At 69.6% G+C, this 21,073-nt stretch carries 15 protein-coding genes; 1 reads left to right on the forward strand and 14 read right to left on the reverse strand.

The genetic code is table 11. The features are described from left to right. Positions 1–517: 517 nt before the first annotated feature. The 12 genes from IEY26_RS02560 to pepF form a co-directional block, all read right to left on the reverse strand. The gene (locus IEY26_RS02560) at positions 518–913 is read right to left on the reverse strand and encodes a VanZ family protein (protein ID WP_188975527.1); all 396 of its coding nucleotides are present in this window, start codon (positions 911–913) and stop codon (positions 518–520) included. A gap of 180 nt (positions 914–1,093) precedes the next feature. Beyond that, positions 1,094–1,420: an AzlD domain-containing protein gene (locus IEY26_RS02565; protein WP_188975529.1), complete on the reverse strand. Its 327-nt coding sequence runs from the start codon at positions 1,418–1,420 to the stop codon at positions 1,094–1,096. Next, entirely contained in the window at positions 1,420–2,187 is a 768-nt protein-coding gene (locus IEY26_RS02570; RefSeq protein WP_188975531.1) for an AzlC family ABC transporter permease, read from the reverse strand. Before IEY26_RS02570 ends, IEY26_RS02565 begins: the two co-directional genes overlap by 1 nt. Positions 2,188–2,248: 61 nt before the next feature. Then, a complete protein-coding gene (locus IEY26_RS02575; protein ID WP_188975533.1) occupies positions 2,249–3,103 on the reverse strand; it encodes a hypothetical protein in 855 nt (284 codons plus the stop codon). Further along, positions 3,103–7,770 (reverse strand): beta strand repeat-containing protein, encoded by a 4,668-nt coding sequence (locus IEY26_RS02580; protein WP_188975535.1) that lies wholly within the window; start codon positions 7,768–7,770, stop codon positions 3,103–3,105. Before IEY26_RS02580 ends, IEY26_RS02575 begins: the two co-directional genes overlap by 1 nt. Positions 7,771–7,949: 179 nt before the next feature. Continuing rightward, positions 7,950–9,704: an archaeosine synthase subunit alpha gene (arcS, locus tag IEY26_RS02585; protein ID WP_188975537.1), complete on the reverse strand. Its 1,755-nt coding sequence runs from the start codon at positions 9,702–9,704 to the stop codon at positions 7,950–7,952. 374 nt (positions 9,705–10,078) lie between these two features. Further along, positions 10,079–11,581, reverse strand: a complete 1,503-nt coding sequence (gene tgtA / locus IEY26_RS02590; RefSeq protein ID WP_188975539.1) for a tRNA guanosine(15) transglycosylase TgtA — start codon at positions 11,579–11,581, stop codon at positions 10,079–10,081. A gap of 64 nt (positions 11,582–11,645) precedes the next feature. Then, the gene (locus tag IEY26_RS02595; protein ID WP_188975541.1) at positions 11,646–12,125 is read right to left on the reverse strand and encodes a pyruvoyl-dependent arginine decarboxylase; all 480 of its coding nucleotides are present in this window, start codon (positions 12,123–12,125) and stop codon (positions 11,646–11,648) included. Positions 12,126–12,167: 42 nt separating this feature from the next. Then, complete coding sequence (locus tag IEY26_RS02600) at positions 12,168–12,911, reverse strand: YIP1 family protein (RefSeq protein ID WP_188975543.1); 744 nt, start codon at positions 12,909–12,911, stop codon at positions 12,168–12,170. A 66-nt stretch (positions 12,912–12,977) separates the two neighbouring features. After that, positions 12,978–14,000, reverse strand: a complete 1,023-nt coding sequence (locus IEY26_RS02605) for a hypothetical protein (protein ID WP_188975545.1) — start codon at positions 13,998–14,000, stop codon at positions 12,978–12,980. A 73-nt stretch (positions 14,001–14,073) separates the two neighbouring features. Then, on the reverse strand, positions 14,074–15,300 hold the full coding sequence (gene pan2, locus IEY26_RS02610; protein WP_188975547.1) for a proteasome-activating nucleotidase Pan2: 1,227 nt from the start codon (positions 15,298–15,300) through the stop codon (positions 14,074–14,076). Between the two features lie 59 nt (positions 15,301–15,359). Further along, a complete protein-coding gene (gene pepF, locus IEY26_RS02615) occupies positions 15,360–17,159 on the reverse strand; it encodes an oligoendopeptidase F (RefSeq protein ID WP_188975550.1) in 1,800 nt (599 codons plus the stop codon). A gap of 109 nt (positions 17,160–17,268) precedes the next feature. On the opposite strand from pepF, the gene IEY26_RS02620 reads away from it, so the two are divergent. Then, a complete protein-coding gene (locus IEY26_RS02620; RefSeq protein ID WP_188975552.1) occupies positions 17,269–18,594 on the forward strand; it encodes a M28 family metallopeptidase in 1,326 nt (441 codons plus the stop codon). Here the strand turns inward: IEY26_RS02620 and truA are convergent. Further along, the gene (gene truA / locus IEY26_RS02625) at positions 18,591–19,394 is read right to left on the reverse strand and encodes a tRNA pseudouridine(38-40) synthase TruA (protein ID WP_188975554.1); all 804 of its coding nucleotides are present in this window, start codon (positions 19,392–19,394) and stop codon (positions 18,591–18,593) included. The genes IEY26_RS02620 and truA overlap by 4 nt on opposite strands. A 340-nt stretch (positions 19,395–19,734) precedes the next feature. Then, on the reverse strand, positions 19,735–21,033 hold the full coding sequence (hisS, locus tag IEY26_RS02630; protein ID WP_188975556.1) for a histidine--tRNA ligase: 1,299 nt from the start codon (positions 21,031–21,033) through the stop codon (positions 19,735–19,737). Positions 21,034–21,073 lie beyond the last annotated feature (40 nt).

Genomic DNA, 21,073 nt, shown 5'->3' on the forward strand with positions numbered 1-21,073 from the left:
CTTTCCAACCGGCGATAATTGAGAGCACTGTGTCTGTACTATTCTGATTACTCTTTGCCGAAACTAGAGTAGTACCAGTACCCAGTGCTAAAGCAGACCCGCCAACAGAGAGAAGGAATTTTCTCTTTGTTACAGGACTTCGACGGCCTTCACCACGGTCATCTGAGACCATGGACTAACGTATTTTGGAGAATATATATATATATATATATAATTTCCTACTAGATCGTGGTTCGTGTTCTCGATAGAAGAAGTTGAAGTTTGAACGACGAAATCCGGTTTTTCGACTGGTTCTGAGTCGGTATAATGGACTTATGGTGTGGATGCTCGCAGGATAACCGCTCATTTTACCGGAGCTTCAGGGAGAAACCGCGAGGTTGTTGAGTGCTACGGCTCACTAGCTGGTGCTATCCGTAGAACGCGCTGTGGAGTTAGCCGCGGTGCAGTGAACGCTACGCGTCAAGAAACCGCTTCAACGTACAGGTGGCTGTGTCATCGGCTGTTCTCGGTGGTTGGTTCAGTTCTCGGGGTCGCCTTTGGGTCGAATCCTGGCGAGCCAGGGGTCGAGTGCGGCGGCGAGCAGCGCGCCGACGACGGCACCGAGGGCGTCGGCGGCCCAGTCGTAGAGGGAGGCGTCGCGGCCGACGACGCCCTGGACGATTTCGATCGCGCCGCCGTAGGCGGTGGCGACGCCGACGGCGAGCAGGACGGCGAGCCACGTCCGCCTGGTTCCTAGCGCGAACCCGAGCGCGCCGCCGAGGGCGACGTAGGCGAGCGCGTGCAGGTATTTGTCGAAGCCGACGAGGCCGAGCGGGCCGAGTTCGGGGCCTTGCGGCGCGCCCGAGGAGACCGAGGCGGCGAGCACGACGGCGGCGACGGCGAGCGCGGGTAGCCAGCGCAGGCGGCGGTCCATGACCGTGTCTCACGGGAGCGAGGAGTAAGTGGTTTCGATGGGGAGGGCCAGTGTGTGCGGAACTCCGCTCAGGGGGTGGCTGTACACACTGGCCGGGGCTGGGTCCCCAAAGTGCTGCTTGGGGGTTGACAGCAAAGAACGTTATCAATAATTCGAGGGGGAACCTCCCGCTCGAAAACGTCAGAACGGCCAGAAACGGACGGCCCAGAGGACGAGCATCCCGCTGGCGATGGTGGCGAGGACGTCCTCGGTGCGCCACGCGACGACGGCGGCGACGAGGCCGCCGGCGAGCGCGTCCAGCGGGACGTTCCCGAGCGACCCGGACGGGGCGACGAACTCGGGGGCGACGAGCGCGGCGAGCACGGCCGCGGGCACGAAGCGGAGCGCGCGCTCCAGCGAGTCCGGGACGTCGTCGAGCCGGCCGAGCAGGCCGATGAAGGAGAACCGGACGAGGAACGTCGGAATCCCGATAGCGAGGATGACGAGCCAAATCGTGAGCGCGTCCATCACTCGCTCACCTCCTCGGTCGCGTCAGCGTCTCTCGGAGGTTCCCCGGCGGTCTCGCCGCCGGCGGCTGTTTCGTCGCCAGCGTCGTCTGTTTCGTCGGGATTGTCGACGAGGAGGCCGGCGGCGACGCCGCAGAGGCCGCCGGCGAGCAGGCCGAGGTGGAGGGGGAGGTAGACCGCGCCGAGCGTGCCGGCGACCGCGCCGACGGCGGCGGCGACGCCGGTCGCGCGGTCCTCGACGGCCGGGACGAGGAGCGCGAGGAAGACGAGCGGGACGGTAAACGAGAGCCCCCAGGACTCGGGGACGCCGCCGCCGACGACGAGGCCGACGACCGTCGCGGCCTGCCAGACGACCCAGAGCGTGAGGGCGACGCCGAGGTAGTACGGGCGCTTGTCGACGTCGCCGCCCCGGTAGCGCGCGACGCTGAGCGCGTACGCCTGGTCGGTCAGCACGTACGCCATGGCGGCCTTCCACCGCGTCGTGTACTCGCGGAAGTGGGGGGCGAGGCTCGCGGAGTACATCCCCATCCGGAGGTTGATGACGACGGCGGTGGCGACGACGACGAGCGCGGGCGCGCCCTCCTGGACGAGCGAGAGCGCGGCGAGCTGGCTCGCGCCCGCGAACACGAAGACGGAGAGCCCCATCGCCTGCGCGAGAGAGAACCCGGCGTCGACGGCCGCGACGCCGGACACGAGGCCGAACGGCACGATTCCGAGGAGGAGCGGGAGGGCGTCGCGGACGCCCGCCCGGAACGCGTCACGATTCACACGTTGTGTGTCGCCGCCGCCCTAAAAGACTCCGCGGAAACCGGCCGGCGTCGTGGCCCGCTCAGAGCCGGTCGTACTCGTAGTCGCCGACGCGCCGGTAGCGGTGCGCGAGGAACGCCGCACAGAGCGCGACGACGAGGACGCCGCCGACCCACGGCAGGAACGACCCGAGACCCGCGCTCTCCCGGACGTCGCGGTCGTCGGCGTTCGTCGTGTTCCCGTCTCTGTTCGCCGCGGCCGTGGTCGACGTCGACCCGCCGACCGCGTCCTCGCCGCTTGACGTCGTCGTGCTCTCGGCCGGCGCGCTCTCGCCGTCCGACTCACCGCTCGAAGGGGACGTCGACGCCGCGTCCGTGGGCGTCTCGGTGGTCGTCGCGTTCGTCTCCGTACTCGTCGCCTGCGTCGTGGTTGACGGACTCGAACCCCCGTCCGAGCCGCCGTCGGAACCACCGGACCCGCCGGTAGCTCCGCTGCCGCCGGTGTCGCCGCTATCAGAACCGCCGCCGGTATCTCCGCCGGCGCTGCCGTCGGAACCGCCGCTAGAGCCGCTGTCGGGTGCGGCGACGACGAAGTCGACCTGCGTGGAGCCGGCGGGCTCCCAGGTGGCGCTCGCGGTGTCGTTCGCCGCGGTGAGGACCACCCGTTCGTTCGTCCGAGTGTCGGTCGGGTCGTCGACGTAGACGTCGTAGTAGCCGGTGGCGTTCGTCGTGGTGGTGTTCAGGGTCGCGCCGTCGTAGGCGACGGTGACCGTGACGCCGCTCGCGGCGGTGCCGTTCGCGTAGGTCGCGTGCCCGAAGTAGCGCTGCGGGGGCTGTGGCGGGCCGCCGGCGTCGTGCGTGGCGACGGCGAGCGCGGGGGCGGCCGCGCCGAGCACGGCCGCGGTCGCGAGGAGGACGGCGAGGAGTGCGCGACGCATCACGCGTCACCCCCCGCGGCCGTGGCGTTGCCGGACGCCGGCTCGTAGGTCTGCGTGCCGTCGGAGACGTACACCCAGTAGGCGTGGCCGGCGCGGAAGTCGTCCGCGCCGTCGGCGGCGAGCATCGACTGGCCGCTCGCGGTCCGCACGCGCGTCACGTTCTCGACGGAGTCGAGCGCGACGCCGACGGACTGCCTGTCCTCCTGGTAGTGGCCGACGAGGTTCCAGCCCTCGTCGAGCGTCACGTTCGACTCCGCGCGCTCGGGGACGGTGTTCTCGACGGCGAACCCGATGCTGCGGTTCTCCTCGGCGACGAAGACGTAGCCGTTCCCGCCTTCGAGGCGGTCGAGGGTGTTGTTCTCGGCGCGCGGGTCGAAGGACTGCCACATCCCGTGGTCGTACGTCCAGACCGACTGGACGCCGGAGAGGTCGACGTCGGCGAGGTCGACGTGCCCGGACTCAGCGGGGATGGAGACGTAGTTCCGGCCCTCGTGGAGGTCGCGGACGGTCGCGTAGACGGGCGCGGCGGCGTCACTGCTCGCCGTGCCGTCTCCGGCGGCCTCCGTCACGCTCCCGTCACTGAGGGAGACGACTGGCGACTGCGAGGTGTCGAGGCTCCCCGCGACGGTGACGTCGACGCGGTCGGTGGCGTTCCCGCCGTCGAGCCGCGTCGCCGTCACACTCGTGACGTTCGCGTCGGAGACGGTCACGTCGCCCGCGCCGAGACCGCCGGCGTTCACGGGCTCGGTGAACTCGACCGCGACGGTGGTGTTCGCGCCGCCGGCCGACACGTCCGTGATTTCGGCGCTGGCGATGGCGGGGGCGTGGGCGTCCACGGTCGCCGTCGCGCTCGCGCCGCCGGCGTCGTGGCCGCCGTAGTCGACGGCGTGCCGGAGCGACACCGCGTAGTCGTTGTCCGCGGGGACGCGGTAGTCGGCGCTGTACCGGTACGCGCCATCGGATTCGGTGACGGTGAAGTCGCCGGCGGTGAGCGTCGCCGATTCGTTTCCGTACGCGGCGGCGACGGTGGCTTCGACGCGGTCGAGCGGTTCGTCGCTCTCGAAGGCGACGGTGACGGTGCCGTAGTCGGTCGTCGCGTCGAGCGTGTCGACTTGCACGCCGTCGGTGTCGGCGACCGCGCGCGTGGCCGCGGGGAGAGACCGCCCGGCGGTGTTCACGACCGCGTCGGCGTCGTAGCCGAGCGTGTCGTTCCCGAGGTCGCCGGGGGCGACGGGCGCGTCGAGCGTCAGCGTCGCCGTCGCCCCGTCCGCCGCGTGCTTGACGCTCGTGATCGCGGTGGAGCCGTTCGCGTGCGCGTCGGTGTAGGTGAAGTCGTCAGCGGTGAGCGCGCCGCCGTCGCTCGCGGCGACGGGACCGTTGAACGTCACCGTGACCCGTGTGCTGTCGACGGTGGCGTCGACGCCGGCGAGCGCCGTCGCGCCGGCGTGGAGCGGCTCGCCCGACGCGTTCGCGGCGGCGTGCGTGCCGACGGGGTCGGTCGCGGCTTCGGTGAGCGCGACCGTGGCGTTCGGATTCTTGATGCTCGACTCGCTCACGGCGCGGTCGAGCGTCAGCGCGTAGAGACCATCGTGCCGGGCGTCGACGCTCGTGACGGAGCCGTCGCCGGTCCACGCGAACGCGGCGGCGTCGGCGGCCGCGAGCGCTTCGCTCGTCGAGACGAACACCGTCTCGTCGCCCGCGGCGGTGTTCGCGGACTCGACGGCCGGCCGGGCGGTGTCCTTCGCCACGACCGTCGCGCCCGGCGTCGTGTCCGGGGCGGCGTTCCCGGCGGCGTCGGACGCCGTGACGTCGACGCCGACCGTGCCGTCGGGGAGCGCGGACGCGTTCACGCGAACCGTCGTCGCGTCCGTGTCACTCCCCGCCGTCTTCTGCGCGCTCACGGACTCGTTGCCGGCGGTGAGCGTGGCGGTGACGGTCGTCCCCGCGACGTTCGACACCGGCACGGCGTAGGCGTCCGCGGCGTCAGCAGTCACGTTCCCGAGCGCGCCGACCGTCGGCTGCTCCGGCGGAACCGTATCGAGGCGGAGCGCGTCCGTGTCGGCGGTCGCGGTGTTGTTCGCGGTGTCGACCGCGGTCACCGGAACCGTGAGCGAGCGGTCGACCGCGCGGTCGACGCCGACGGTGACGGTCGATTCGTACGTGTCGTTCACGCCGCGGTCGAGGCGCTGTACGCCCGCGCCGAGCGCCGTCAGGTCGGCGGACACGGCGTCGAAGTGCGGGTCGGTCGCTTCGGCTTCGACGCGCACGCGGTCACCGCTCGTGACGGCCCGGTCGCCGTCGACCGGTGTCACCGTGACGTTCGAGAGCGCGGGCGGGGTGTCGTCGACGGCGAACGCGAACGTCTTCGTCGCCGCGTTCCCGTCCACGTCGCTCGCCTGCACGAGCACGGTCGTCTGCCCGTCGACGAGCGTCGCGTCGGCCGCGGAGAGGTTCACGGCGAGGGTGTCGTTCTCGTAGGTCGCGGCGGTCGTGTTCCCGACCGTGCCCGCGAAGACCGCGCCGCCGTCGTTCGTCACCGTGACGGTGACGTTCTCCGCGTCGAGCGGGCTGCCGGTCGCGTTCAGCGGCACCGACACCGTCGGCTGGGAGTCGGAGACGACGCCGCTCGGCGAGCCCTCGCCGTACGTCGGCGGCGTCACGTCCACGGCGAGCGTGTCGACGGGGAACGTGTAGCTGTTCCCGGCGTCGTCGCCCGCGGTCAGGACGACCGTGTGATTCCCGGGGACGGCGTCCCGTCTGACCGCGACGGTGCGGCCGAGCGTGGTGTTCGCCGTGCTGCCGAGGCGGACCCAGCCCGTGCCGAACCCGGTCATGTTCGCGCGGACCGTGCCGAGGTGGCGGTCGGAGACGTTCGCGATGATGGAGACGTCCGTGCCGGGCGCGACGATGCCGTTCTGCGTCCCCGTCTCCTCGACGGAGACCGTGTGGAACACCGGTTTGACGGTGTCAACGATGAACTGCGTGCGCCGCGTGCGCTCGTTCCCTTCGCCGTCCTCGCCCGTCATCGTGATCGTGACGGGGCCTTCGGCGAGCGGCCGCGTGTCGTTCCCGCCGATAGCGACGTCGAGCTGCCCATTCTCGAAGGAGACGCGCTTCGCGCTGCGGTCGCCGTCGACGAGCGTGCCGTCCGAGTCTTCGACGGTGACGTGGAGGGAGTCGAGCGTGTTCGCCTCGGTCACTGTCGCGGTGACGTCGGTCGTGTTCCCGTTCACGAACGTGTTGTTCGCGGGGGAGACGTCCGAGATTGCGGGCGCGCTCGTGTCGAGCGTCAGCGTGCCGGCGTCGACCGGCATGTGGTTGTCCGCGGCGTCCGCGGCGACGACCGTGAGCGTGCGGTCGCCGTCCGCGAGGCCGGGGGCGTCGTCGACGGTGACGTTCGCCGCGAAGGTGTCCGTGTCGTTCACGCGTTCGAGGGCGACCGTGCCCGCGCCGAACGCGCTCGCGTCCACCGTCACCGCGTCGAGGTGCGCGTCCGTCACGGTGGCTTCGAGCGAGACGACGTCGCCGTCGGCGACGATGCCGTTCTCGTTCCCGGTGTCGCTCGCGGACGCGTCAGTCACCTCGGGGGCGACGCTGTCCACGATGAACCCCCACGTCCGGTTCGCGTGGTTCGCCGGGGCGTCCGTGTCGTTCGCCGTGACCGTCACGGACGCCGGTCCCTGCGCGAGGTCGAATCCGGCTTTCGCGGGGTCGACCGTGACGTGCGTGCCGTTGTAGGAGACGCCGGCGTGCGCGGTGGAGGACGCGTTCAGGTAGGTCGCGTTTGCCTGCGTGAGCGTCACCGCGATGGAGGACTCCTCGACGTGGAGGGTGTCGTCGGTCGCGCCGACCACGATGGTCGGCGTCGTCGCGTTCGCGTAGCCCGTCGGCGCGGGACTGGAGAGGTTCGGCGCGTGCGTGTCCACCGTCACGCGCGTCGCGGGCAGCGTGCGCTCCGGCACGGCGTTCCCCGCGCCGTCGGTCGCGTTCGTCAGCGAGACCGTGTAGTTCCCGTCGACGGGAACGGACGCGTTCACGGCGTACGTCGTTTCGTTCCACGCGAGCGAGCTGTTCGCCGTGAAGTCGTCGTTCGTGAGGACGACGCGGCGCGGGCCTTCGAGCGTGACGTTCAGCCGGTCGAGTCGCTCGTAGTTCGTGACGTCGTCCGCGGCGGTGACGGTGAGGCCGGCGTGCTGGTCGGGCGTCTCGCTCCCCGTGAGCGTCACCGCGGGGGCCGTGTCGTCGAGTTCGCTCCGGTTGATGGCGCGCGAGGTCGTCGACCCGCCCCACCAGGAGGACGTCGTCGTCGTCGCGCTGAAGTTGTACCATCCCTCCCTCGTGATGTTGTACTCGGTCGGCGTGAAGCGGAGGGTGGCGACGCCGTCGTCGCCGGCGGTCGCGGTGCCGACGACGGTTTCGACCTTCGAATCGCCGTCGCTGTTGACGGCGAAGGTGACGTTGTTCCCGGCGTCGACGTTGCGGGCGACGAGCGTCGCCTCCTCGCCGGACTGGACGGACGGCTCGCCGGTCTGGACGGCGAGACCGACGCCGAAGACGGTGCCGGAGAAGTAGACGACGCCGGCGACGACGGAGACGACGACGAGCAGGGCGGCCGCGACGGCGGGAACCTTGGCTCGAAGCGCGCTTCCGTTGCTCCGAGCAGTCACCGTCGGACCACCTCCGTTCGGCGGACTGGCAGCATCATACCGTCGTTACAGACCCCAGGTTGATAAATTATTTCGCCGAAGAACTAATTGAAATAAATTCTCGGTCGGGCGGTTCCCCGACTTTCCGAACGCGTGAAGGGGCGTTCGGTCACCCGCTCGTTCGCTGAACGAAAATCGGGTTAGCGCTCCTCGACGTGCCGCACTTCGACCGCCATCCCGCGGGTCGCGTCCGCCATCGCCGCGCCGTGCGTCGTCGCGCGTCCGACCGCGAACGCCTTCGGCCCTTCGACGACGACCTCGTCGCCCGGCCGAATCGACTCGTCCGCGGCGAGCACGCCCGGCGCGAGCACGCTCCCCTGCGGGACGAACCCGTCGATCTCGACCGTCTTCGTCGGCGTGTCGCTCGCCACCCAGCGCTTCCCGCCCGCGAGCGTCAGCGAGAACGTCCCGTACTGCGGCACGAGCGCGCCCAGCTGCTCGCCGTCCGGCGCGATGGCCTGCAGCTTCGGATACCGCCCGCGCAGGTCGAACTCCCCGAGGAACTCGTCGCCCGCTCCCTGCCCGAACTGGAAGTCCGCGACCGCCCGCAGCGTCGCCTCCTCCTTCTCCGAGACGCGAATCTGGGACTCGCCCTTCAGCGTCTCCCGGAGGTTCACCAGGCTCTCGTCCGCCGTCGGGTGGTCCTCGACCGTGTACTCGAACGGCACGTCCACCTGCGCCTCGACGCGCTCACAGATCTCCCGGTAGCCTTCCTCCGGGACGTGCGCGATGACCCGCGGATACTCCGTCTGCTCCAGATACCGGGACAGGACGTCCACGACGAACGAGATCTCGTTCTCCGTCCACCGCCCCGTCACCACCGTGTCGTAATGCTGGGCGGGGTAGGTGAGTTCGAGCTCCTGCGGGACGACGCCGATGGGCGACGTCATCGACGCGAGGTGCGCGCGGTACTTCGCCGCGTCCTGGAACTGCCGGTGGCTCTGACTCTCCGAGTAGGGTTTCGCCGCCGAACAAGGTACAAGAAGGAGCGGGTGGTCCGTGATGCGCTGCGTGAATCGCTCCGTCGCTCGCTGCGCGAACCGCTGAATCTCCGGCCGCCGAATCGTATCCTCCGTCGCCGCGAGCAGGAGCGATTCGCGCATCATCGGCGTGCGCTCCTCCAGATAGCCGTACTGCTGGTCGAGGCCCCTGAGGACGCCCGTTCCGAACGCCTCGTGCCGCGCCTGCCCCTCCAAGTAATCCCGCAAGCGACCGTCGCCGATGCGCCGCCGCACCCGCGACAGCTCCGCCCGCAGCGCGTTCAGGTTGTGCTCTGCGCAGTCCTCCCGGTCGAAGGACTCGACGCTCGTCTGACACGCCGGACACGCACAGGGGAGTTCGTCGAGGTCGTCGACGTCGTACTCGCCCTCCGTCGTCAGATACGTCCCCTGCGTCCCGCGGACGACGGCGCGATGCCCGTCCACGAGGTCCACGCCCGCGTACACGAGCGACGCCACGTTCCGCGGCGTCGCCACCCCCGAGAGGTAGAGCGCCGAATCCTCCGGAATCGCCTCCCGCGTCTCCACGACCTCCTCCACGAACGCGCTCGCGTAATCCACCAGCGCCGGCGACCCCGACAGCGCGTACACGTCCGCCCCGTAGTCCTCCGCCGTCTCCGGCGACACCACCGCGCCGTTCGGATAGTCGACATCCGGATACGTCACCGCGAACGACTCCTGCACGCGCTCGTCCGTCCCCCGCGGGAACCCCCTGTGCGGCAGCATCGTCACCACCGACTCGTCCCCCTCCGGGACGTCGCGCTCCGCCGCCCACAGACTCCCCGCGTCCTCCACGAACTCGTCCGCCACGCACGGCGTCCGCACCGACTCCGACAGCCGAAGCTCGCCCACGCGCGCCGCGCCGTCCCGCGCGTGCACCTCGAAATACTCGGTCATACCCCAGAATCAGGCGGCGGGAGGGAACTATCTTCCCTTCCACACCCGCTAGAACGAGGGTTCAATTATTCAGGCGACGACACCGTTTTCGACGCCTCCGAAAGCCTCCTCTCGAACGGTGACTGTCTCGCCTTCGACGCTTCCGAAAGCCCCCTCCTTCTCGCGCCGGCTCTGCGACATATCGCTCGTTACACTCGCGATAGGGGTCGCAGACCTCGACGCGAGAACTCGGCCACGGCGGGACCGCCGGCCCCGCTTGCTCTCACTCGCCCCTTCGGGGCTCGCGAGAACCCTTTCGATTTCCCACCCGAAGTGAGTGTGTCGTCGGCCGGTTCGCGTGGTCGGTGTCGTCGCCGAAACAGGCGTCTGTTGGGTTACTCGCCGTCGCCGTCTCCGCCGTTGTCGTCGCGGTCGGCGTCGATGTCGTAGAGTTCGACGCGTTCGGGGACGGCGGCGAGAGCGGTGTCGGGCCAGTCGTAGTGGGCGAGCGTGAAGTCGGTGTCGGGGTTGGCGTCGGCGAGCGCGGCGATTCCGCGCGCGGCGGCCGCATAGGCCTCGTCGTCGAGGCGGTCCGGGACCTCGCCCGTCACCGGGTAGGTCGTCGCGAGCGCCGTCGGGTACGGGCCGAACGGCGGTTTCACGCGGTATATCTCGTCGAAGTCGTCCGAGCCAGCGCCGGATTCGGAGAGGAGCACTTCGTCCGCCGTGTCGAGGCGGGGGAGGCGGGCGTGGTGGCGTTCGACCTCCGGTCGGCGGGCGGACTCGCCGGAGACGTAGAAGAAGGTGTCCTTGCTCGCGGGGTCGGAGCGCTCGTACTGGTCGGCGTGGTCGAGGAAGGCGCGGTAGCCGTCGAGCATCTCCGGGTGGCTGCGCGCGCGGGACTCCACGAGCTCCATCAGGCGGCCGCGCTTGATGGCGTGTTTCACGCGGCGGAGCTCCGCGAAGGAGACGTGGAGGTTGTGCTCCGCGAGCAGTTCCTCGCGCGCGGGGTCCGCGAGCGCCCGCACTTCGTCCGGCGAGTGCTCGCTGCACACCGCACACGAACACGGGAAGTGGTCGATGTCCGCGAGGTGCTCCGTTCCGCGCACCGTCATGTAGCGGTCGTCGCGGGCGTAGATGGCGTACGCCGCCGAGTCGAAGAGGTCACACCCGAGGGCCGCCGCGAGCGCGAACATCATCGGGTGGCCCGCGCCGAAGAGGTGCACGGGCGCGTCGCTCCCGAGGCCGCGCTTCGCCGCCGCGACGACGTCCGCCATGTCCGCGTAGCGGTAGTCGTTCAGGAGCGGCACCACCGCGCCGACCGGGAAGACGTCGAGGTCCGTCCCGTACGCGTGTTCGGCCGCCGCCTCCCGCAGGTCGACGTGCGTCGACCCCTGCACCGGCGCGTTCACCAGCATCTCGCCGACGTCCATCCCCTCCGCCAGCGCCAGCGCCTCCTCCGTCTCGCCCAACTGAATCTCCGCCGACTCCCGCGACGCGTCCGGCGGCGTCGGAATGTCCACTGGCGTGCCGATGTCGCTCCCGATGTCGCGCTGGAACTCGATGATGTCCTCGGTGTCCGTGTCGATTTCGCCGTACTCCGCGAGCTGGAACGACCCCGAGTCCGTCATGATCGCGCCGTCGAACCCCAGCATCTCGTGGAGCCCCTTCTCCAGCGCTTCCTCCCGGAGGTCGTCGTCGGACTTGATGATGTAGGAGTTCGTGATGAGCATCTCCGCGCCGAACTCCGTGAACGTCGACGGCTCGATGGTGATGAGGTTCGGGTTCACCACCGGCATCAGCGTCGGCGTCTCCACCGTCACGCCCGCGCGCGGCACCCGGAGTTCGCCGATACGCCCGCCCGCGTCCTGCCGCCGAATCTCGAAGATATCCCGCATTACCTCTATCCTAATGGTCCGACCGGTAAAACCGCGCGATTGCGCGTCGACTCGCGACGGCCGCTCAGAGAATCGGCTCGGACTGCCCGTAGGCGGCGACGACCACCGCGGAGGCGTACTCGCCGGGGTCGGCGTCGACGCTCACCGTCCGCACTTCTTCATCCTCGAAGTCCCAGTCCCGGAGGTCGCGGCCGGCGTCGAGCCCCTCGCGCACGCGCCGCTCGATGTCGTCGGCGTCGGTTTCGTCGGCGACTTCGTAGAAGAGCCCGGGGTCGCCGTTCGCGCTCGTCGCCCAGCCGAGGCCGGCGGTGACGTGCCGGGGGCCTGCCGTGCTCGCGTGCGCCTCGACGACCGTGAGGCGGTTCCCGGCCGGGCCGAGGTCGGGCGCGGTCCCGACGGCCTCGACGGCCGCGCCGCCCGGAACCACGGAGGAGACGGCGACGAGGTTGTAGTTGTGGAGGTTCGCGTCCGCGAGCGCGGCGTCGTACGCGCTCATCGCCGTCGGCCCCGTCCCCGTGCCCCACGCGACTCGAATCGTCTGCATACCCGAGGCGAGGCGACTGTCTCGGTAAGGGCCTTCGGTTCGCTACACGAGCGAGAGCGCGATTGTCACGACTGCGACGATACCGGCGGCGACGGCGGCGTCGGAGACGCGGAGCGAGCGCGCGTGCGCCAGGCCGTGCGTCCAGATGTACGCCTGCCAGACGCCGGCGACGAGCCCGCCGACGGCCGCCCACGCGTTGCCGGTGGACGAAGAGAGCGTGCGGAGCTGCTGGACGAGCACCTCGGGGTCGTTCGAGAACGCCGTCCCGCGGACGAGGAGCGTGAACCCGACGAGCGCGAACGCGGCCTGCACGATAGTCGGGACGACCGCCCATCCGGCGACGGTGAGCGTCCCGGCGAACGACCCCTCGCCCCCGAGGAGCCACGTGGCGGCGTGGAGCGCGGCCGCGACGAGCACCCAGCCGAGCAGTGAGGCGACGAAGACGAACGGGAGGCGGCCGACGAACGCCGACCAGACTTTCGCGCCGACGGACACCTGCTTCGTCTGCGGCTCGTCAATCGTGCAGGGCTCCGGCGTCGAGTTCATCTCCGCGAACGACTCGCAGGTCGCGTCCGACCACGGCTCCATCGTCGTCACCGTCACCGTCGCGTCGATGTTCGAGGTGAACAGCCATCCCATCGCCGCGACGGCGGCCGTCGTCACCGCGCTCACCGCGAGCACGACGCCGAACGCGCGGCCGAGCGACCACGCGCCGTCACGCTCGAAGAACGCATCGGGGCGAACGAGGAGGTCGAAGAGGGCGTGGAGGGACTGTCGGAACTGCATACGGGGGTCGCTATCCCGCGCGTCCGGAATAAACACTCGGACTGCCGTCAGGACGAATAGTCACTTTCACTCCACGGCCTTCCGGAGCGTGAGTCGGTAGCGCTCGCCGTCTATTTCGACGTAGGCGATGCGGCCGAGGTCCCGCGGCGGGAGGTCGCGGAGGAGGCGTTCGCGCGCGTGAATCGCCGCCGTGACGTTCTGCCGGTCGCCCGACCACTCGATGGTCCCGTTCTCCACGACGTCGACGAGCAGCCGGCGCTCCCGGTCGGTGAGGTTCGACGCGGAGAGGTTCGTCACGTAGTCGTCCCGAATCGACGCGGCGAACGCCGACGCGTTCGGCGCGACCTCGCTGAACGCGTAGCGGGTCGTGTAGCGCTCGACGCGCTGGCGCTCGTCGAGCGACGCCGCGAAGTACTGCCCCTCGTACGCGACGAAGTGGACGTCTCCGTCGAGGAGCGTCGCGCTCGCGGGCGCGGTGTCGTTCGCGTAGAAGACGAAACACCCCGCCGAGAACGCCCCCTCGCCCGCGTCGGGGACGTCGCCGTCCGCGGGGAGGCACTCGGAGAACGCGCGCCGGTCGGCCGCGGAGAGATTCCCGACCGCCGTCGCCTCCGCCGCCGCGCGCTCCACGTCGTACTCCGAGGCCGGCGACGCGACCGGCCCGGAGAGGTCGAACCGGAACGCCTCCCGCGTCTCCCTCTCTACCGTCGTCGCGCTCACCCGGTAGTACGTCCCGTTCACCCGGAGAGAGTCGCCGTCGTCGAACGGCCCGTCCGCCCCGACGTGCCTCACCGTGACCGTTCCGTTCGCCGCCGCCTCCCGGGCGAGCGCCGGCCGCTCTCCGTGCGTCGGCTCCGGCGCGACGTCACGCGCCATCTCCGCCGCCGAAACCTCGCTCGCGCGGAACGTGAACGACCGATACCACCCGTCAGCGCCCATCCCCGCGTACGTCGTCGACGTCGTCGTCTCCGCCGGCGTCGAAGTCGTTTCCGTCGGCTGCGTCGACGTCGTCTGCGGCGACCCGCCGACGCAGCCGGCGGCGACCACCACGACGAGCAGGAGGGCGAGCGTCGCGTGCGAACGCGCCATACCCACCGCTACCGACGGCCTCAGTAAATGTCTTCTGCGAGAAAAATCCGATTCCAGTTACCGGAGCGCCCGTCTAGTGGAGGTACGTCGCGTACGTCGACGTCCCGTCCTCGGACTCCTGTTCGAGCTTCGCGCGGGCGTCCTCGAAGTCCTGCATCGTGACCTCGTTCCGGCCGTCGCGGATGGCGAACATCCCCGCCTCCGTCGTGAGGGATTCGAGCTGCGCGCCGCTGAAGCCCTCCGTCTTCTCTGCGAGCGTCGCGTAATCCACCGCCTCGGCGAGGTTCATGTCCTTCGTGTGGATCTCGAGGATGCGTTCGCGCGCCGCCTGCTCGGGGTTCGGCACCTCGATGAGGCGGTCGAAGCGCCCCGGGCGGAGAATCGCCGAATCGAGCATGTCGAAGCGGTTCGTCGCCGCGATGATGCGGACGTCGCCGCGCTCGTCGAAGCCGTCCATCTCGGAGAGGAGCTGCATCATCGTCCGCTGAACCTCGGCGTCACCCGACGTCTTCGAGTCCGTGCGCTCCGCCGCCACGGCGTCGATCTCGTCGATGAAGACGATGGCCGGCTCCTTCTGCTCCGCGAGGTCGAAGAGGTCGCGGACGAGCCGCGACCCCTCGCCGATGAACTTCTGGACGAGCTCGCTGCCGGCCATCTTGATGAACGTCGCGTCTGTCTCGTTCGCGACGGCCTTCGCCATCATCGTCTTTCCTGTACCTGGCGGCCCGTGGAGGAGCACGCCGCTCGGCGGCTCGACGCCCACCTGCTCGAACTGCTCCGGATTCACGAGCGGGTCCTCGACCGCCTCGCGGACCTCCGTCAGCTCCTCTTCCAGACCGCCGATGTCCGCGTACTCGACGCTCGGCGACTCGTCGACCTCCATCGCCTGCGCGCGAGCGTCCGTCTCGGCGTCCAGAATCCGCTGCACCGCGAAGGAGTCGTTGATGGCGACGCGGTCGCCGACCTCGATGTCCTCGCGGATGCGGTCGGAGAGCTCCGTCAAGACCTCCTGGTTGTTCCCGTGTTGCTTGATGACCGCGCCGTCCTCCGAGAGGTCCTCGACGGTCGCGACGTAGAGCGACGCCGTCTTCAGCGTCTCGTTCTCCCGCTGCAGGCGGTCGACGTCCTCGCGGAGGTCCTCGCGGTGGTCGCGAACGGACTCGAGCTGCGCTTCGAGCTGCTCGCGCACGTCCACGAGGTCCGCGTAGTGGTCTTCGAGCGCTGCGAGGTGTTCTGTAGGCGTAGATTCCGGGTCGAGATCCAGCGTAGGCCGGTCCGGTAAAGATGGGCTCCGGGACATCCTGTTACTCCACGTGTATGCCCCGGACAAAGAAGTTCCTTTGGGTCACGTACCCCCGATCAGACGAGGTCCGCGACCGTGTCGAGGTGGTCGTCGTACGCGTCGATAGCCGCCTCAACGGGGTCTGACGACCGCATGTCGACGCCCGCGATATCGAGGAGCTCCATCGGGTACTGCGTGCTCCCGGACGCCAGGAAGTCGAGGTAGTCCGACGCCGCCGACTCGCCCTCGTCGAGAATGCGGTCGACGATGGCGACCGCCGCCGAGATGCCTGTCGCGTACTGGTAGACGTAGTAGTTGTAGTAGAAGTGCGGGATGCGCATCCACTCACGCGCGATGTGCTCGTCGACGTTCATCGGGTCGTAGTACTTCCCCTTCAGGTCGCCGTACGCCTCGTCCAGCACGTCCGGCGTGAGCGGCTGTCCCTCCTCCTCCATCGTGTGAATCTGGTGTTCGAAGTCCGCGAAGAGCGTCTGCCGGAAGAGCGTCGACCGGAAGCGCTCTAAGTACTCGTTCAGCACGTGCAGGCGGAACTCCTCGTCCTCCACGACGTCGAGCAAGTGATGGGTGAGCAGCGCCTCGTTCACCGTCGACGCCACCTCGGCGACGAAGATCTCGTAGTTCGAGTAGACGTACGGCTGGCTCTCGCTCGTCAGCTGGCTGTGGAGGCTGTGCCCGAGCTCGTGCGCGAGCGTGTACATCGACGGGATGTCCTGCTGGTAGTTCATCAAGATGAACGGCTGCGTGTCGTACGTCCCACCAGAGTACGCGCCCGAGCGCTTCCCCCGGTTCTCGTAGACGTCCACCCACCGCGACTCCAGCCCCGCCGAGACGCGCTCCTGGTACTCCTCGCCCAGCGGAGCCATCGCTTCGACGACGTAGGACGCCGCGCGGTCGTAGTCGAGCTCCGGGCTCTCCGACTCCACGAGCGGCATGTAGAGGTCCCACGGCTGCAGCTCGTCGACGCCGAGCGCCTCCCGCTTCAGCTTCGCGTGCCGATGCAGCACGTGGAGGTTCTCGTCCACCGTGTCCACGAGGTTGTCGTAGACTTCGACGGGGACGTTCGGCCCGTCGAGCGCCGCCTCTCGCGCCGTCTCGTAGAACCGCGCGTCCGCCGACTTCACGTCACCTTTTACCGAGTACTGCAGGCTCGTCCCGATCGTGTTCCGCACGCCCTCCAACTCCTCGAAGAACGACTCGTGCACCGTCTGTCGGAACTCTCTGTCCTGGTTCTTCAGGAGCTTCGTGAAGTTCGACTGCGTGATCTCCACCTCGCTCCCGTCCGGCTTCTCGACCGTGGGGAAGGTCACGTCCGCGTTCGTCAGCTTCCCGTAGATGTCGCTCGGCGCGCCCATGACCTCACCGAGGTCCGAGAGCAGCTCCTCGACCTCCGCGCTCCGCGTGTGCGCCTTCATCCGCAGCACGTCGTCGAGGTAGTGATCGTACTCCTCCAGCCCCTCCGTCTCCTCGACCATCGCGTCGAGCGCGTCAGCGTCGAGCGACTGGACTTCCGGCTCGATGAACGACGCCGCCGCCGACGCCTCCGACGCCAGCGCGGACGCCCGCGCCGACATCCCCTGGTACTCTTGGTCGCGCGTGTCCTCGTCGCTCCGCATCCGCGCGTACGCCGACACCGTCGACACCTCCCGCATAATCTCGTCCCGCAGCCGGAGGAGTTCGAGGAGCGTCTCGCCGTCCGCGACCGCCTCGCCCTCGTAGGCTTCGAGCTCCGAGAGGCGTTCCTGGACGGCGTCGAACGCCGCCTCCCACTCCTCGTCGCTCCCGTAGATACTCTCCAAGTCCCACTTGTACTCGCTCTCGATCTCGCCTCGCTCCGGCACGCCGGACTCGCTACTCATGTCCGACACGTTTCACGCGCCGAGGTTAAGCGTTCCTCAACCCACCGCGCGCTTCCGGCGGCCGCCGCCGACGCCGACAGTTAAGGCCGTCCCGTCCCCTCTTTCCGCTATGTTCGACGACACGCTCGCCGCGGCGCTCGGCCGCGCCTGGGCCGACGACCGGCCGTGGCAGGTGCTCAGCGACCTCACGCAGTACGACCGGATGGCCGGCGGCCCCGGCGAGCGCGCCGCCGCCGAAACCGTCGCCGACGCCCTCGACGACATCGGCTGCCGCGACGTGACCGTCGACGGCTTCCCGATGCGCGCCTGGCGGCGCGGCCGCACCGAACTCGCCGTCACCAGCCCCGTCGAACGCGACTTCCCCGCCATCGCGCTCCCCTACTCGCCGAGCGGCGACGTTCACGCCGAACTCGTCGACGTCGGCCACGGCACCCCCGCCGAAATCGAGGCCGCCGACCTCGCCGGGAAGGTCGCGCTCGCCGCCACCGACTCCCCGCCCGAGAGCGAGCGGTTCATCCACCGCATGGAGAAGTTCGGGCACGCCGCCGCCGCGGGCGCGGAAGCCTTCGTCTTCCACAACCACCTCGACGGCCAACTCCCGCCCACGGGCAGCCTCCGCTTCAATCAGGAGGCCGCCGTCCCCGGCGTCGGCGTGTCGAAGGAGACGGGCGCGTGGCTCACCGAGTACGCCGCCGACGGCGGCGAACTCTCCCTCACCGTCGACGCCGAGACGAGAGCCGGAGAGAGCCACAACGTCCACGGCGTCCTCGGCCCCGACACGGCAGAAGAAATCGTCGTCTGCGCGCACATCGACGCGCACGACATCGCGGAGGGCGCGCTCGACAACGGCTGCGGCGTCGCCACCGTCGTCGCCGCCGCGAGCGTTCTGAGCGAGATCGAGGACGACCTCGACTGCCGCGTCCGCGTCGCGGGCGTCGGCAGCGAGGAAGTCGGCCTCCTCGGCGCGGACGCACTCGCCGACGAACTCGCTCTCGACACCGTGAAGGCTGTCGTGAACGTCGACGGCGCGGGTCGCGCCCGCGGCCTCCGCGTCTTCCCGCACGGCACCGACGCCTTCGCCGACCTCGCCGCAGCCGTCGCCGACGCCGCGAACCGACCCGTCGACGTTCAGGAGAACCTCCATCCCTACAGCGACCACTGGCCGTTCGTCCGCCGCGGCGTCCCCGCCCTCCAACTCTACTCCGCCACGGGCTCGCGGGACCGAGGCTGGGGACACACCGCGGCCGACACGCGCGACAAAGCCGACGCCCGCGACATCCGCGAACACGGCCTGCTCGCCGCGCTCCTCGTCCGCGAACTCAGCGGCCGAGACGTCGACCGCCTCGACGCCGACGGCGTCCGCGAGCGCCTCCACGACCGCGACCTGAAACCCGGGATGGAGGCCGCCGAAATCTGGCCGGCCGACTGGGACTAGGTGATCTGCGCGATGCGGCCGTAGACGCGGCTCCGCGTCCGCGCGTCGCTCGACGCGGTCTCGAAGGCCTCGCGGGCGTCCCGGAGCGCGCGCTCGTCGACCGTGAACTCGACGTCGTAGGCGACGTCCGCGAGGAAGAGCGGGAACGCCGGCGCGGGCGGCACGCCGAGCCGTCCGTCCACCGGCTCCGCGCCGAGGATGGCGTCGACGCGGTCGAGCGGGGCCGCACCCGACGCCACGCTCTGCACGAGCGTCGTCGCCCGCCGCACGAGCGCTCGCGGGAACCCGCTCGCCTCGAAGGAGAGCACGAAGTAGTCGCCGTCGACGACGAGGCCGCAGTCGAGGTCGCGCACCGTCCCCGCGTCGTCCGGCGTGAGGTTGTGGAAGTCGTGCTCCCCGCGCAGCCGGTCGAGCGCGGCCGCCGCGAGCTCTGCATCGCTCTCGGGAGCGTAGAGATGATACTCGTACGACCGGGAGCGCGCGTGATGCGTCGCGTGGAAGTCACCCGGAACGTCCGCGCTCGCGTACGCGTAAATCGACTCCGGGAGGTAGCCGTTGAACGCTCGCGGCGTCAACCACTCGGGACAGTCGAACGCCACCGTCTGCGCCCGCGCCGACACGCCGGCGTCCGTCCGTCCGGCCGCCGCGTACCCCGACGGCGCGCCCTCTCCGTCGTCGAGCACGCCGTGCTTCCGCAGCGCGTCGAACATCGCGTCCTCCACCGTCGACACCGACGGCTGCCGCTGGAAGCCGTAGTACGGCCGCCCGTCGTACGCCACGCGGAACGCACGCCGCAACATACACGGAAGAACGAGACCCGGCGTCTTCCCTCGTTCGCTTGGGGCTGACAGGCGACGACCCCCGAACACCGGACGGCTGTCGCACTCCCGCGGACGCCCGGCGGTACACAGTCACGGCATACGCGCTCCTCGCCGCCCCATCACACTTGAACCCTCGGCGCAACGCGACGTCGACCCTCTCGGAACGCGCGCACTCGCGGTTCTCGCACGAGCGCTAGCGAGTGCGAGCAGGGGGGAGCTCGCTTCCGACCGTGCTCAGTCGCGCTGGCTCACGGCTCGCTCTGCTCGCCGTTCGCCTTTTCCGCGGTTCTCGGCCGCCTTCGGCGGCCTCTGGACCGCGTTACTCGTAATCCTCGATGGTCGGCCGTTCGTAGTCGGGGAAGTCGTCGACGGGGACGGCGACCTGATTCCCGGTCTCCATATCTTTGAGGGTGAGCTCGTCGTCTTCGAGGTCGCGTTCGCCGACGATGACGACGGTTTCGGCGTTGATGGAGTCGGCGTAGTTCATCTGGGAGCCGAAGCTGCGGTCGGACACGTCGGTCTCGACGGTGTGGCCCTTCGCGCGGAGGTCGCGGGCGACGTCGAGGGCGACGGGGCGGACGTCGCCGACGGAGAGGACGTAGTAATCAGTCCGGAGTTCTTCGTCGGGCCAGACGCCGGCGCGCTGGAGGAGGAGGGAGAGGGTGGAGTAGCCGGCGGCGACGCCGACTGCGGGGGTGGGCTGGCCGCCGAAGGACTCGATGAGGTCGTCGTAGCGGCCGCCGCCGAAGACGGCGCGGTTCACGTCGCCCGTGCGGTCGAAGCATTCGAAGACGACGCCGGTGTAGTAGTCGAGGCCGCGGGCGGTGGAGAGGGAGACGGTGCAGTCCTCTCTGACGCCGTAGTCCTCGGCGGCGGCGAGGACGTTCCGGAGGTTCTCCACGGCGCTCTGGACGTTCTCCCCGGCGAAGTCGACGAGTTCGTCGAGGTCGTTCTCGCCGGCGTCGAGGAGGTCGTCGAACCGAACGGCCTGCGAGTCTGTGAGACCGGCGTCCCGGAGGAGGCGGTGGAACTCGTCGGCGTCGATTTTCTCGGATTTGTCGACGGCGCGGATGGCCGCGCGGACGTCGACGTCGGCGTCGAAGGAGCGGAGGAGGCCGCCGAGGATGTCGCGGTGGCTGACGCGGAACTCGAAGTCCGAGCTCCCCAGGCCGAGATTCCGGAGGGCGTCGGAGGTGACGGCGAGCACTTCGGCGTCCGACGCCGGCTCGCTCGACCCGAAGATGTCGACGTTCGTCTGGTAGAACTCCCGATTCCGGCCCGACTGGGGTTCCTCGTACCGCCAGAACTTCCGCGTCGAGTACCACTTGATGGGCTTGCTGAGCGCCTGCCCCTTCGCGACGACCATGCGGGCGACGGTCGGCGTGAGCTCGGGGGTGAGCGCGACGTCGCGTCCGCCCTGGTCGGTGAAGGAGTAGAGCTCGTCGGCGATTTCTTCCCCTGATTTATCGACGTACATCTGCATCCGTTCGAGGGCGGGCGTGTCGATTTCGCGGAAGCCGTAGCCGGCGGCGGACGCCTCCACGGCGTCCATCGCCTCGCGGCGCGCCCGCATCTTGCCGGGGTAGAAGTCACGGAACCCCTTGAGTCGGTCGTACATACTCTCGTCTTCTGCCGGCGGGCGTTTGAACCCTTCCGTT

It is taken from the genome of Halocalculus aciditolerans, assembly GCF_014647475.1.
Classification (GTDB): Archaea; Halobacteriota; Halobacteria; order Halobacteriales; family Halobacteriaceae; genus Halocalculus; species Halocalculus aciditolerans.

Coding starts and splice junctions, on each gene's coding strand:
- IEY26_RS02575 (WP_188975533.1), bottom strand. CDS start 3,103: ATGCGTCGCGCACTCCTCGCCGTCCTCCTCGCGACCGCGGCCGTGCTC.
- IEY26_RS02620 (WP_188975552.1), top strand. CDS start 17,269: ATGTTCGACGACACGCTCGCCGCGGCGCTCGGCCGCGCCTGGGCCGAC.
- tgtA (WP_188975539.1), bottom strand. CDS start 11,581: ATGCGGGATATCTTCGAGATTCGGCGGCAGGACGCGGGCGGGCGTATC.
- IEY26_RS02605 (WP_188975545.1), bottom strand. CDS start 14,000: ATGGCGCGTTCGCACGCGACGCTCGCCCTCCTGCTCGTCGTGGTGGTC.
- pepF (WP_188975550.1), bottom strand. CDS start 17,159: ATGAGTAGCGAGTCCGGCGTGCCGGAGCGAGGCGAGATCGAGAGCGAG.
- IEY26_RS02595 (WP_188975541.1), bottom strand. CDS start 12,125: ATGCAGACGATTCGAGTCGCGTGGGGCACGGGGACGGGGCCGACGGCG.
- IEY26_RS02565 (WP_188975529.1), bottom strand. CDS start 1,420: ATGGACGCGCTCACGATTTGGCTCGTCATCCTCGCTATCGGGATTCCG.
- arcS (WP_188975537.1), bottom strand. CDS start 9,704: ATGACCGAGTATTTCGAGGTGCACGCGCGGGACGGCGCGGCGCGCGTG.
- pan2 (WP_188975547.1), bottom strand. CDS start 15,300: ATGTCCCGGAGCCCATCTTTACCGGACCGGCCTACGCTGGATCTCGAC.
- IEY26_RS02560 (WP_188975527.1), bottom strand. CDS start 913: ATGGACCGCCGCCTGCGCTGGCTACCCGCGCTCGCCGTCGCCGCCGTC.
- hisS (WP_188975556.1), bottom strand. CDS start 21,033: ATGTACGACCGACTCAAGGGGTTCCGTGACTTCTACCCCGGCAAGATG.
- truA (WP_188975554.1), bottom strand. CDS start 19,394: ATGTTGCGGCGTGCGTTCCGCGTGGCGTACGACGGGCGGCCGTACTAC.
- IEY26_RS02600 (WP_188975543.1), bottom strand. CDS start 12,911: ATGCAGTTCCGACAGTCCCTCCACGCCCTCTTCGACCTCCTCGTTCGC.